Below are 12740 nucleotides of genomic sequence, written 5' to 3'. Positions count from 1 at the left end.
ACCGGTTGACATCTCCGGGAGGCCGTACCAAGCTCGGTGAGAGCGCTCTCAGCGACAGCGGAGCGTAATGGCCGGGACGCACCCCCCTTCCCTGGTCCGCCCCCGAAGCGGCCCGGCCGACGCCGGATCCCTCCCGCGCGGATGTCCTCTCGCCGGGCCGGTGTCATCCGGGGGCCGACAGTTAGGTGCTCATGCGTCTCAACCGCAGATCTCTCCTCGGGCTCGTCGTCGCGGCGGTCGCCATCCCCGCCGCCGTCGCGGTGATCCCCACCGCCCAGGCCGCCACCGGCCCCGACCTGCTCCCGCTCACCGTCACCAACAACTCCGGCCGCGGCGAAGCCACCCACCTCTACGTGCTGGGCGTCAGCGACGGCAAGCTCGGCTACGTCACCGAGGCCGGCACCTTCACCCCGTGGACCGGCGGTGCCAACCCGCCCGCGCCGGCGCCGGACGTGTCGATCGCCGGCCCGGCCAACGGCGCCAGCAAGACCATCCCGGTGCCCAAAGGGCTCTCCGGCCGGATGTACATGTCGTTCGGCGACAAGCTCGACTTCAAGATCAGCCAGGACGGCGGCCTCGTGCAGCCCGCGCCGTGGGCGGCCGGCGACCCCAACAGCGACATCCTGTTCGACTGGAGCGAGTTCACCTACAACGACTCCGGCATCTGGCTGAACAGCTCGCAGGTCGACATGTTCGCCGTGCCGCACGCGGTCAGCGTCACCGGCTCCGACGGCAAGACCGCGGTCACGGGTCAGCTCAAGCCGGGCGGGCGCAACGCCGTCATCGACGCCATGAAGGCCGACGCCTCGTTCAGCGGTCTCGTCCGGACCCGCGCCGACGGCACCGTGCTGCGCGTGCTGGCTCCCGGCAAGGGCGCCGACGGCGGCGACTTCGACCCGAACTACCTGGCGTCCTACATCGACCGGGCCTGGGCCGCGTACGAGAACACCGACCTCACCGTGAAGCCCTTCGCCGACCAGCCCGACAAGATCTTCAAGGGCCGGACCAGCGGCGACGTCATGACCTTCACCGACGCCACCGGCGCGCAGGTCGCGACGTTCACCAAGCCCACCACCGCGCACGTGTGGGGCTGCGACGGCAACCTCGGCGCCCCGAACGACCTGGTCGTCGGCCCGATCGCGCGCAGCCTGTGTGCGGCGCTGCAGCGGACCACCCTGGGCACCCAGGCCGTCGAGCCGAGCACGGACGCGTCGACGTTCTACCGCAACGAGCCGACCAACCTGTACAACAAGGTGATCCACGAGCAGATGGTCGACGGCAAGGCGTACGCGTTCGCCTTCGACGACGTGGCGAACCAGGAGTCGCTGGTGCACAGCGGTGACCCGACCGCGATCGGCATCACGCTCACGCCGTTCGAGTAGGACCGGCCGGGTACGGCGCACCGGGACACCTCCGGTGCGCCGTACCCGTCGCTCAGATCTTCGGAATGAGCACCTGGGCCACCGCCGCCGCCTCGGCCAGGTTCTCGTCATCGCTGTCGCCGCGGCTGTAGACGTCGATCGCCACCGTGCCGTAGAGCACGTAGAGGTGCCCGGCCAGCTGGAAGGCCCGCTCGCCGACGTCGTTCACCGGCGTGGCCCCGGCGATCGTGACGGTGAAGTCCGGCTCGGTGGTCCGGTTCAGGAAGACGGCCAGCTGCCCGCCGGACTGCTGCCACTGGCAGTAGCGGTTGGTGTCACCGCGGGGCAGCCCGTCCTCGTCGATCCGGGTGATCTTCCGCCCGGTCAGCTCGGTGACCTGTTCCTTGCTGAGCAGCGTGCAGGGATCCGGAATGTCACCGGCGTCCTTGACCGAGTCACCCAGTCCACTGGCGGCGGTCGGCGACGGCGCCGCCGAGGCGGCGGCCGGCGGGGAAGCCGTCGAGGCTTGCTCCCCGGCACCGCAGCCCGTCAGGGCGAGACAGGTGACGAGGGCGGCGAATGGGCGGCGGTAGTCCATGGCTCTCCCTGGGTTCTCGCCGCGCGGTGCGGCGTGCGGCCAGGTTGCCGGTTCCCGCCGGGGCACCGGAAGGGCAAATGCGTCCGGATGGCACGGAGGCGGGAGAACTTCAGCCGTTCGGGGCGAGGGCGGAGAGGATCTCCTCGGCCCGTTCGCCGGCGGCCCGCGGGTCGGCCTGCGGTGAACCGATGAACGGGTCCCAGTTCAGGTCGTAGAACAGCTCGGTGACGCCGGCCTCGGCGTAGAGCTGGGCGCCGGCTCGGATCTGGTCCCAGGTGCCCGACAGCGGCACGCCGTCCTCGCGCAGCCCGGCCTTCACCACCCCGCGCACCACGATCCGGAGGGCGTCCGGGTCCCGCCCCGACTCCTCGGCCGCGCGCCGCACGATCTGCGCGCCCCGGGCGATGTCCGCCAGGCTCGCCCGGCTGCTGCTGACCCAGCCCGCGGCGATCCGTCCGGCGCGGCGCAACGCGACGTCCGCCGTGCCGCCCAGCAGGATCGGCGGGCCACCGGGCTGCACCGGCGCGGGAGCCATGACGCTCGGCGGCACGGTGTAGAACTCCCCGTCGAAGGCGACGTGCTCACCGGTGAACAGGGCCCGCAGCACGCGCAGGTACTCCTCGGTGCGGCGGCCGCGGGGATTCGGGTCCGAGCCCGTCGCCACGAACTCCACCTCGGACCATCCGGTGCCCAGACCCAGATCGAAGCGGCCGCCGGAGAGCACGTCGAGCGTGCTCGCCTGCTTGGCCAGGTAGGTGGGGGAGAGGTAGGGCAGGTTGATCACGGCGACGCCGAGCCGGATGTCGGTGGTGCGGGCGGCCGCGTAGGTCAGTGCCAGCAACGGATCGAGCACGCTGCGGTAGACCGGCTGCAGCTGCTGGCCGTCGCCGGCCAGCAGCCGCTGGAACGACCACAGGCCGTGGTAGCCGAGCTCCTCGGCCCGCATCGCGAACCCGGTCAGCGACAGGGGATCCGCCCACACCCCGGAGACCGGGCAGCCGCAGCTGATCAACATGCGGTTCACCGTACTGCCCGCCCGCCGGGCGGGCCACCGGGTCGGACGGAGCCCGCGGTGCACAATGTGGGCACAGGCTTCGCTACGGTCGGGAAGGGTCATCGCATGCCGCTGACTCTCGTGGAGATGGGCCCGGACGACTTCGTGCGCCGCCGCGCGCAACTGGTGGCGAGCTACGCCGAGGCGATCACGACGGCTCGCGCGCTGACCCGCGCCGAGGCCGAGGCCGAGGCCGAGCGGGACGTCGCCGGCAGACTCCCGCGCGGTCCCGCGACCCGGGGCCAGCTGCTCCGCAAGGCCCTGGCGGACGGCGCCGAGGTCGGCTGGATCTGGCTGTCGCTGCCCGGCCCGGCCCTGCCGGACACGGCCTGGATCAGCGACGTCGAGGTCGATCCGCCGTTCCGGTCCCGGGGGTACGCGGGCGCGATCATCACCGCGGTCGAGGCGGAGCTCGTCGCCCGCCGCGTGCCGGCGATCGGCCTCAACGTGTTCGGCGACAACACCACCGCCCGTCGGCTCTACGAGCGGCTCGGCTTCGAGGTGACCGCGGAGCAGCGCTCGCGCCCGCTGGCGGAGGTGCCCGCGGCCGAGGGGATCGACCTGGTGCCGATGACCGACTACGAGAGCCGGATCGAGGCGTTGTTCGCCGACTACGCCCAGGATCTCGTGCAGGAGCGGGGCCTGTGGCACGGCGAGGCCGAGGCGCGGGCGGCCCGCAAGCTGGCGGAGCTGCTGCCCGACGGGCCGCAGACGGACGGGATGATCCTGCGCACGGTGGTGGCGCGGGGCGTACCGGTCGGCTGGGTCTGGGCCGGTCTGCCGGCGCCGCCGCGGCCGGGGATGGGCTGGCTGCACAACATCGAGATCGACGGGCCCTACCGCCGCCGGGGCTACGGGCGGGCGGCCGTCACCGCGGTCGAGTCCGAGCTGGCGCGGCGGGGCGTCCGCACCATGGGGCTCAACGTGCACGGCGTCAACACCGGCGCGCGCCGGCTCTACGACCGGCTCGGCTACCGCCTGCTGGCGCAGCAGATGGCCAAGCACCTCGCGGCCCGGTGATCCGGGCCCGGCGTCAGTTGCTGTAGATCCGGGCCGGGCTGATCAGCACGGCGGTGCGCCGCTGCTCGGCCATCACCCGGTCGTATTCATCCCAGTCGTCGTGGGAGCCGCCCGCCGCAGTGAAGATCTCCCGCAGCAGCAGGCGCAGGCGGTCGGCGTCCAGCCACGGCCGAGGGTCGTCCGGACCGGCCAGCTCGGCGTGGCCCTCGACCGTGGCCCACTGCCAGCCGCTGCGGAACGCCGTCGTGATCTGTGGCCGGGCCCGCAGGTTGGCCAGCTTGACCCGGCCGTACGTGACGAACGCCAGCACCTGCCCACCGGTGCCGGGATGGGCCACGACACCGGCGTTGACCAGCGAGGACTGGATCGTCTGGTCGGCCCGCAGGGTGGAGACGACGGCCAGGCCGCTCTCGTTCGCCGCCAGGCTCCAGGCCTCGGACAGGGTTGTCACCGCTCGGCCTCCGCCTTGTCGAGGAAGTCCCGCATCCAGGCGATGCGGTCGTGGCTCAGGCCGGCCTGCTCGCCCTGGGCGATCGCCTCGCGGACGTGGGCCAGCCCCTGCTCGCGCAGGCCGTCGGCCAGCTCGGCGATGCCCAGCGCCATCGTCCCGCCGGGGATCCAGCGCGGGTCGCCGAGTTGGGCGCGCAGCTCGTGCGAGATGCGCAGGTGCTCCAGCGCCTTGTCCGACTGCAGATCGGACGCCGCGTAGTAGAAGCCGACGTGGCGGTGCACCTCGGAGCGCAGCAGCAGGTCGCCGTACCGGTCGGCCAGGTCGAGCGCCTCCCAGTAGTACGGCATCGCGGCGTCCCAGTCCTGCCGCAGCACCTGGTGGACCAGACCGACGCCGAAGAGCGACTCGGCCGTGCCCGCCGGGTCCCCGAGATCCCGCCGGATCTCCAGGGCCTGCTGGAACAGCGCTTCCTCGCCCTCGCTGTCGGCCTTGCCGAGGTCGTCCTCCAGCGCCCGGAAGTGCATGAGCATCGCCTGCCGGTCCAGCACCGCGGCCTCGAGCGCCCGGTCGCCGTCGGCCCGGGCCTGGGTCAGCAGCTCCTCGAAGGTCCGCTCGGCCGCCTCGTAGTCGCCGGTCCGGAACGCGGCCTCGACCATGGCCTCGTTGCCGGCCGCCAGTGTGTCCCCCGTTGTCCCCATTCTTCGCAGGCTACCGGCGGATCGGCGCCCCGGCTGTCCGCCCGCGCGTTTGCTTGCCCCGACCTGATCGAATCAGGGGCGTGACCGAGGACATCGAAACCCGCCTGACCGCGCTCGCCGGACTGGTCCGCGAGGCCGAACTGCTCCGCGCCCGGCGCGCCGAGCTCGACCAGCGCTGCACCGAGCAGGCGGCCGCCTTGACCGAGCTGCGCTCGCAGTGGGCCGGAGAGGTGCGCGACGTCGAGCGCCTCGAGGGCCTCTCGCTGTCCCGGGTGCTGATGGCCCTGCGCGGCGCGCACGCCGAGGAGCTGTCCCGCGAGCAGGCCGAGGCCGACGCGGCGCGGTACCGGGTCGCCGAGGCGGAAAGCCGGCTGGCCGCCGTCCGCGCCGAGCTGGCGACCGTCGACGCGCGGCTGGCCGAGTTCGCCGACCTGCCGGCCCGCTTCGCGCGGGCGGTCGACGACAAGGAGAGCCACTTGCGCCGTACCGGCGGCCCGCAGGTCACCCGGTTGCTGACCCTGGCCGGGGAGCGCGGCCGGGTGGAGGCGGAGCTGCGCGAGCTGCACGAGGCCGGCCGGGCCGCGGACGTCGCAATGGGTGCGCTGGCCGAATTGCGTCGGCAGCTCGACCGGCTCTCGGCCCGCCAGACGAGCAACAACCTGCTCGGCGGCGCGGTGGCGTTGCGTACGCCGGACTGGCTCGACGGGGTCGCGCGGTCGGCGGCGTACGCCGACCGCTGCCTCGTGGTACTGCACACCGAGCTGGCCGACGTCGGCCTGGCCCGGCCGCTGGGCCACGCCCCGCGGCCGGTGGTCACGCCCACCGGCTTCGCGCAGGTCTTCTTCTCGGACATGCTGATGCGGGACCAGATCAACCAGGCGATCCGCAACACCGACGGGTCGGCCGCGCTGGTCACGGAGATCCACCGCGACGTGGCCGCGCGCACCGAGGCGGCCCGCGCCTACTGGAGCGGACTGATGCGCGAGCGGCAGGACCTGTTGACGGCCTGATTACAGGGCGGCGAGCGCCTCCGGGATCGGGGTGTCGCCGGCGAACAGCTCGAACGTCGTGCCGATCGTGGCCGGGGTCAGCAGCACGGCGGCCAGCACCGCCGCCACGTCGTCGCGCGGCACCGGCCCGCGGTTGCCCAGTTCGGTGCTGACCCGGACCAGACCGGTGCCGGGGTCGTCGGTGAGCGAGCCGGGCCGCACGATCGTGACGTCGAGCCCGCTGGCCCGTACGTAGTCGTCGGCCTCGGCCTTGGCCTCCAGGTAGGCCCGCATCGACTCGCCCGCGGCGTCCGGCCGGTCCGCCCCGATCGAGGAGACCATGACGTAGCGGCGTACCCCGGTGGCGCGGGCCGCGTCGGCGAGCTTGACCGCCCCGCCCAGGTCGACGGTCCGCTTGCGGGCGGCCCCGCTGCCCGGCCCCGCCCCGGCCGCGAAGACCACAGCGTCGGCACCCCGCACGTACCCGTCCAGGGTCTCGTCGTTCTCCAGGTCGCCGATGACCGGTACGGCGCCGAGCGCGGTCAGGTCGCCGGCCTGGCCGGGGGAGCGGATGAGGCCACGGGCGGTGTGTCCCTGACCGGCGAGCAGGCCCAGCAGGCGCAGGGCGACCTGGCCGTGGCCGCCGGCGACGAGAATGTCCATGACTCTGTTCTACCGTTACCTTCAGTGCGCTTCAACGAGCACACGATCGATAGCCCCGCCTTGCGGCGGGACGGTCCCGGTCTGACCGGCGGATGCCGTGCCGGGTTCACGTTTCATCGCCACCTGCCCGCGTACGCGGGTCTTCTGGTCGGCTCCACGTGCTGCCACCGGGCCACTCCCGGCAGAGTCGAACTCAGCCGCGAGCGCGGCGAGGTTGAGGGAGGCGTTGTGGTCACGGTCGATGACCAGGCCGCACGCTTCACAACAGAATTCACGCTCGGCGAGGGACAGTTTGGCTTTCACTGTGCCGCAGCCCGAGCAGGTTTTCGATGACGGATACCAACGGTCGGCCACGAGGAGCCTGCCGCTGCTCCACCCGGTTTTGTAAGCCAACTGGCGTCGAATCTCCGCGAACCCGGCGTCGGCGATGTGCCGGGCCAGTTTGCGGTTGGCGAGCATCCCGGTGACGTTGAGGTCTTCGACAACGACGGTGCCGTGCTCGCGGGTCAGTCGGGTGGTGAGCTTGTGCAGCCCGTCGCGGCGCAGGTTGGACACCCGGGCATGCGCCCGCCCGAGCCGGGCCGCGGCGCGCTCCCAGCCTTTCGACGCTCGCCGTCCGGTGCGCCGGTCCGGCCCTGTCTTGCGGGACAGTGACCGGCCCAGCGAGCGTATTCGTTGCTGCGCTGCGACCAGGGGGCGCGGGTTGTCGACCAGCTCCCCGGTGGACAGGACCGCGAGATGCACAACACGCTAGCGGCTAACTACCCGCCGGCGGCGGGACCGGCTGGAACGCGACGTCCGTCACGTCGGCCGCCAGCTCGGTGAAGTCGGTGCCGTAGGCGGCCGGCTCGACGATGCGCAGCACGAGGGCGAAGGGCCGGTCGGCGCCGTACCTGCGGGCCAGCTCGTGATGGTGCGCCGCCAGGTAGCGGGCGCCGGCGAGGTTGCTGCCCGCGCTCAGGCCACCGATGAGGAACACCGGGTGGCCACCGGCCGGTCCCCAGAACCGGGCGAGCAGGACGTAGCTGGTCTCCGGGGTGAGGACGTACTCGGTGCCGCCGACGGTGAACGACAGCCGGGGCTGCTCCTCGTCGAAGACCGTGTACGTCACCCCGCGCAGGATCGTGCGTACGTGGGTGGCGCTGCGCGGGCTGGCCCCGCCGGGACCGCCGACGCAGAACTCGGTGAGCCGGCCGATCTCCCCGGTGGGCTGGTTCTCGCCGACCCGGTCGGCGTGCGCGCCGCACTCGCGGGCGATGGTCGCCAGCTCCACCAGGGCGGCGACGTCGCGGCGGTGCACGCTGAACTCGCGCGGCGACGACGCGTGCCGGGAGACCACCAGCAGGCAGCTGGCTCCCTCGGTGAGGCCGAAGAAGGCGCGTTCGCGGCTCAGCTTGCGGCGGCGCAGCAGAAAGCCGGCGAGCCAGACTGCCGTACCGGCGATGACGCTGGCCAGGAGATTGATCGCAAGGTCGCCCACGCGGTCATGATGGCCGATGTCGTCGACCGGGGATCAGGCGGACTCGCGGATCACCAGGGTCGGCTGGAAGGTCACCGAGCGCGGCAGCCGGCCGGGCGCGGCGATGTGGGCCATCAGCACCTCCGCCATCTCGGCGGCCATCTCCTCGACCGGCTGGCGGATGGTGGTCAGCAGCGGCCGGCAGTCCAGCGCGGCGCTGCTGTCGTCGAAGCCGACCACGGCGACGTCGTCGGGCACCCGGCGGCCGAGATCCTGCACCGCCCGCAGCGCGCCCTCGCTCATCAGGTCGCTGGCCACGAACAGGCCGTCGATGTCGGGGTGCTCGGTGAGCAGCCGGCGGGCGCACTCCTCGCCGCCGTGCCGGGTGAAGTCGCCCTCGATCGACGGCACGTCGCCCAGGCCGCGGTTGGCCAGGAACGACCGGAAGCCGTCGAGCCGGTCGGAGCCGGCCGGGATGTCCAGCGGACCGCTGATCGTGGCCAGCCGGCGGCAGCCGCGGCTGAGCAGGTGCTCGGCGGCGAGCCGGGCGCCGAGCCGCTGATCGACGTCGACGAAGCTGGCGGCCAGCGGTGAGGCCGGCCGGGCCGACACGACCGCCGGGATGCCGAGCTCGTGCACCTGCCGGGGCAGCGGGTCCTGCTCGTGGCTGCTGATCAGCAGCACCCCGTCCACATGGCCCTGGCGCAGGTAGCGGATGACGTGGTGATGGTCCGTCGAGTCGGTCGGGATGATCACCAGGTGCACGTCGTGCGGGCGCAGTGCGCCGGTCGCGCCGGCGGTGATCCGGCCGAAGTACGGATCGGTGAAGATCCGGTTCAGGAACGAGGAGTTGTGCGGCCGGTCCGGCTCGGAGATCACCAGGGCCACGGAGTTCGACTTGCGGGTGACCAGCGAGCGGGCTGCCACGTTGGGCACGTAGCCGGTGTCGGCGATGGCCCGCTGGACGATCTCGCGGATCTTGGCGTCGACGCTGGGGGCGCCGTTGATCACCCGGGAGACGGTGGCCCGCGACACCCCGGCCGCCTCGGCGACCTGGTCCATCGTCGGGTGCTGCCCTGCGCGGGAGGGCCGGGTAGTCATGGCGTCTGTTATAGCACCAGGCATTTTTCGCTTTAGCGCGCTTTCCCGCCCGGAGCCGCCGGGGCGGCGACGAGCCCCGGCGGCTGCGGACGTCATCTCACGGCCGCCCGTTGGTGCCGCACTTGACGATGATCCGGATGCAGTCGTTCACCCGGCGGGCCATCTCCTCGACCGGCCAGGCGTTGAAGAAGTCGCCGTGCATGCTGTACCCGTTGCCGGAGGCCAGCCGGAAGTCGGCCGTGCTGCCGCTGACCGGGTAGCGCATGACCTGGCGCAGCTTCGGCACGACGACCGGGTGGCTCGCCGGGCAGGCGGCGTTGACCGGGTACGCCATGTGGCTCTTGTGGTCCGGCGAGTCCAGGTCGCGGCCGTTCCAGCACTGCGGGAAGTCGAGGTACGACTCCAGCATCGTGCCGGCCGGACACTCCACGAAGTTCTGCGACGAGCCCACGTGCCCGGCGTGCAGGCAGGACCAGCGCGAGTTCGACGTGTCGGCCGGGCCGGTCGCCCTGGCGTTGCCGGCCACGATCCGCAGGCCGAACGGCAGCGGCTGGGTCTGGGCGATCAGATCGTCCCGGACGCCCTCACCCAGGTAGTAGAAGATGCCGGTGGTCGGCTCGACCGGGGTGTTGCCGTTGTAGAACGTCGGGATCCAGTACGACGACTTGTCGATCGACGGGTTGCAGTTGCTGTTCGCGTTGAACAGGTCGTCGACCGTCGAGTGGGCGTTGGTCACCGTGCTGCCGAAGAAGCTGTGCATGTGCGAGGCGCCCGGCATGTTCGGGAACACGATCGGGTCGTCGGGCAGCCGGTGGCTGAACGGGCAGTCCGCGAGGAACTCGGCGACCCGTACGGCGCCCGGCGGGATGGTCGGCGGGGGAGCGGTGCCGCCGCCGCTGCCGTACACCTCGAACTCGGCCAGCGAGACACCCCACTGGGTGGCGCGGGCGGTGGACTGCAGCCGGACGTAGCGCCCGGAGCCGGTGACCGCGACGGTCTGCCGGCCGCCCGTGCCGGCGACGTTGGCCTTGACCGTGGTCCACGAACTGCCGTTGGCCGACGTCTGCAGGTTGAACGTGCGCGAGTACGCGGACTCCCAGTCCAGCACCACCGAGGACAGGGTGGCGGTGGCGCCGAGGTCGACCTGCAGCCACTGCGGATCGCTGAACGCGCTGGACCAGCGGGTGCCGGGGTTGCCGTCGACGGCGTTGGAGGCCGGGAAGGCCGTGGATTCGATGGAGGAGGCCGTGGCCGGCCGGTTCGCCGACAGCAGCCCGTCGGCGGCGCTGGCCGGGCCCTGGGTGATGGCCACGTAGCCGGTGAGGACGGTTGCGACCGCGGCCGCGATGGACAGACTTCGTTTGCGCATTCCGATCCTTCCTGGGCCGGGGCGGGCGGGGAAACCCGCCCCGGCGCGGGGGTCAGCTCACTTGTAGACGCGGACGTAGTCGACGAGCATCCGGGCCGGGAACGGCGTGGAGGCGTCGATGGGACCGGGGAAGTCACCGCCGACGGCCAGGTTGAGGATGAGGTAGAACGGGTGGTCGAAGATCCACGGCCCGCGGGTCGCCTCGACGGTCGCCTTGCTGGCGTAGAACACCTGCTGGCCGTCGAGCAGGAACTTGATGCCCTTGCTGTCCCACTCCGCCGCCCAGACGTGGAAGTCCTGCGACAGGTCCGCGGTGGCGTACTTCTGGCCGTAGCCGCCGGCGCCGTTGTACTGCGGGGCGTGCAGCGTGGAGTAGGCCTCGCTGGTGTTACGGCCGAGGACCTCCATGATGTCGATCTCGCCGTTGTACGGCCACGGACGGCCGGTGAGGAAGTCGGCGCCCATCATCCAGAACGCCGGCCACAGCCCGTTGCCCTTCGGCACCTTGACCCGTGCCTCGACGCGGCCGTACTGCACGGTGAACTTGCCGCCGGTGTTCATCCGGGCCGAGGTGTACTCGCGGCCGTTGGAAGCTTCCTTGCGCGCCTCGATGACCAGCTGGCCCTGGCCGTTCATCTGGGCGTTGTTGCTGTTCTCGGTGTAGTACTGGATCTCGCCGTTCTGCGGCACGCCCGGGTCGTAGGTCCACTTGGCGGTGCTGGGCCTGGTGCCCGCCGGCTCGTTGAACTCGTCGTTGAAGACCATCCGGCTCGCCGGGAACACCGGGTCCGCGGGCTGGGCCGGCGGGGCGGTCGGGGCGCCACCGGTGCCGTAGACATTGAAGTCGTAGAGCGAGTAGCCGTACGGGGTCGCCCGCGCGGTGCCGTACATCCGCACGTAACGGCCGGTGCCGCTGACGTTCAGGACCTCCTTGAAGCCCTTGCCCGTGGTGGTCGAGTAGATGTCGGTCCAGGTGCTTGCGTTCGGCGACACCTGGATCTTGTACGAGGTCGCGTACGCCGGGTCCCACTGCAGCTCGACCCGGCTGACCTGGGCCGTCGCTCCCAGGTCGACGTAGATCCAGCCCGGGTCCACCCAGCCGGTGGTCGAACTGGTCGCCCAGCGCGTGGCCGGGTCCAGGTCGAAGGCCTTGCCGACGGTGCACGGGTTGCAGTTGACGTCGTTCTGCTCGCTCGACGCCGCGCCCGGCTTGTTGTAGGACAGCAGGGTCGCGCCGCCCGCCGGCGGCGGCGTGGTCGGACCGGTCGGCGGGGTGGTCGGCGTGCTGCCGCCCGCGAAGACCTGGAACTCCCACAGTGAGTAGCCGTAGATGGCCAGGGCCCGCTCGGTCAGATTGAGCCGGACGTAGCGGGTGTTGCCGGCGACTGTGATCGTCTGCTCGCCGGCGTTGCCGCGCAGCGTGCCGGTGGCGTTGGTGAAGGTCGTGCCGTTGGTGGAGAACTGGACTGTGAAGGCTGTCGCGTACGCGGCCTCCCAGGTCAGCTTCACGCTGCTGACGGCCGTCGTGGTGCCGAGGTCGACCTGCAGCCACTGGGCCGCCGCGAAGGCGCTGGACCAGCGGGTGCCGGTGTTGCCGTCGGTGGCCGCGGAGGCCGGCGTGCCCTCCCATTCGACGGAGGACGCGGTGGTCGGCTTGCCCTGGGAGACCACGACCTCGGCTGCGGCGGCGTTGCCGACCGTGGCGACCAGGTAGGCCGCCAGCAGGCCGAGCAGGGCGAAGGTGAGCGCGGCGATCCGCACGGGCGCCGGCCGGCGCCCGCTACTTCGGAAAACGTCAGGACTCATGGACGGTCCTCCTTGCGGGGAATCAAGAGGTGGGGAAACCAGCGGGATGTGTCGGAGCGGTTTCAGAACTGCTTCGGGGATGAGAAAGCGCTCTTTGATACGTCACTTTGAACTGCCGGTTAACAGGTGTCAATGCCTGCTAGGGCGTCGGGAAGCGCTTTCTCGACCGCG

At 71.8% G+C, this 12740-nt stretch carries 13 protein-coding genes; 3 read left to right on the top strand and 10 right to left on the bottom strand.

Features of this window, described 5'->3' with window-relative positions:
• Window positions 1-191: 191 nt before the first annotated feature.
• Window positions 192-1382 carry a beta-1,3-glucanase family protein gene (locus Aau02nite_RS21170; RefSeq protein ID WP_212990255.1) on the top strand — a complete coding sequence of 397 codons (1191 nt, stop codon included), beginning with the start codon at window positions 192-194 and terminating at the stop codon, window positions 1380-1382.
• Window positions 1383-1434: 52 nt separating this feature from the next.
• On the opposite strand, the gene Aau02nite_RS21165 is transcribed toward Aau02nite_RS21170, so the two are convergent.
• Window positions 1435-1959, bottom strand: coding sequence for a DUF3558 family protein (locus tag Aau02nite_RS21165; RefSeq protein ID WP_212990254.1), 525 nt, complete (start codon window positions 1957-1959; stop codon window positions 1435-1437).
• 109 nt (window positions 1960-2068) lie between these two features.
• Window positions 2069-2974 (bottom strand): LLM class flavin-dependent oxidoreductase, encoded by a 906-nt coding sequence (locus Aau02nite_RS21160; protein ID WP_212990253.1) that lies wholly within the window; start codon window positions 2972-2974, stop codon window positions 2069-2071.
• Between the two features lie 105 nt (window positions 2975-3079).
• On the opposite strand from Aau02nite_RS21160, the gene Aau02nite_RS21155 reads away from it, so the two are divergent.
• Window positions 3080-4033: a GNAT family N-acetyltransferase gene (locus Aau02nite_RS21155; RefSeq protein WP_212990252.1), complete on the top strand. Its 954-nt coding sequence runs from the start codon at window positions 3080-3082 to the stop codon at window positions 4031-4033.
• Window positions 4034-4046: 13 nt separating this feature from the next.
• Here Aau02nite_RS21155 and Aau02nite_RS21150 read toward each other — a convergent pair whose 3' ends face one another.
• Both Aau02nite_RS21150 and Aau02nite_RS21145 read right to left on the bottom strand, forming a co-directional pair.
• On the bottom strand, window positions 4047-4484 hold the full coding sequence (locus Aau02nite_RS21150) for a TIGR03618 family F420-dependent PPOX class oxidoreductase (RefSeq protein ID WP_212990251.1): 438 nt from the start codon (window positions 4482-4484) through the stop codon (window positions 4047-4049).
• A complete protein-coding gene (locus Aau02nite_RS21145) occupies window positions 4481-5182 on the bottom strand; it encodes a tetratricopeptide repeat protein (protein WP_212990250.1) in 702 nt (233 codons plus the stop codon). Before Aau02nite_RS21145 ends, Aau02nite_RS21150 begins: the two co-directional genes overlap by 4 nt.
• Before the next feature lie 80 nt (window positions 5183-5262).
• Here Aau02nite_RS21145 and Aau02nite_RS21140 point away from each other — a divergent pair, with 80 nt between their 5' ends.
• A complete protein-coding gene (locus tag Aau02nite_RS21140) occupies window positions 5263-6192 on the top strand; it encodes a hypothetical protein (RefSeq protein ID WP_212990249.1) in 930 nt (309 codons plus the stop codon).
• Here Aau02nite_RS21140 and Aau02nite_RS21135 read toward each other — a convergent pair whose 3' ends face one another.
• The 6 genes from Aau02nite_RS21135 to Aau02nite_RS21105 form a co-directional block, all read right to left on the bottom strand.
• Window positions 6193-6834 (bottom strand): SDR family oxidoreductase, encoded by a 642-nt coding sequence (locus tag Aau02nite_RS21135; protein WP_212990248.1) that lies wholly within the window; start codon window positions 6832-6834, stop codon window positions 6193-6195.
• Window positions 6835-6855: 21 nt separating this feature from the next.
• The gene (locus Aau02nite_RS21130) at window positions 6856-7578 is read right to left on the bottom strand and encodes an RNA-guided endonuclease InsQ/TnpB family protein (RefSeq protein WP_212990247.1); all 723 of its coding nucleotides are present in this window, start codon (window positions 7576-7578) and stop codon (window positions 6856-6858) included.
• Between the two features lie 13 nt (window positions 7579-7591).
• On the bottom strand, window positions 7592-8314 hold the full coding sequence (locus tag Aau02nite_RS21125; RefSeq protein WP_212990246.1) for a hypothetical protein: 723 nt from the start codon (window positions 8312-8314) through the stop codon (window positions 7592-7594).
• 33 nt (window positions 8315-8347) lie between these two features.
• Window positions 8348-9394, bottom strand: coding sequence for a LacI family DNA-binding transcriptional regulator (locus Aau02nite_RS21120; RefSeq protein WP_246595324.1), 1047 nt, complete (start codon window positions 9392-9394; stop codon window positions 8348-8350).
• Between the two features lie 97 nt (window positions 9395-9491).
• A complete protein-coding gene (locus tag Aau02nite_RS46560; protein WP_246595323.1) occupies window positions 9492-10763 on the bottom strand; it encodes a DUF1996 domain-containing protein in 1272 nt (423 codons plus the stop codon).
• Window positions 10764-10820: 57 nt separating this feature from the next.
• Entirely contained in the window at window positions 10821-12569 is a 1749-nt protein-coding gene (locus Aau02nite_RS21105) for a discoidin domain-containing protein (RefSeq protein ID WP_212990245.1), read from the bottom strand.
• Window positions 12570-12740 lie beyond the last annotated feature (171 nt).

The organism is Actinoplanes auranticolor (genome assembly GCF_018332655.1).
GTDB classification, from domain to species: Bacteria; Actinomycetota; Actinomycetes; order Mycobacteriales; family Micromonosporaceae; genus Actinoplanes; species Actinoplanes auranticolor.
This window is presented reverse-complemented; position numbering and strand designations above follow the sequence as displayed.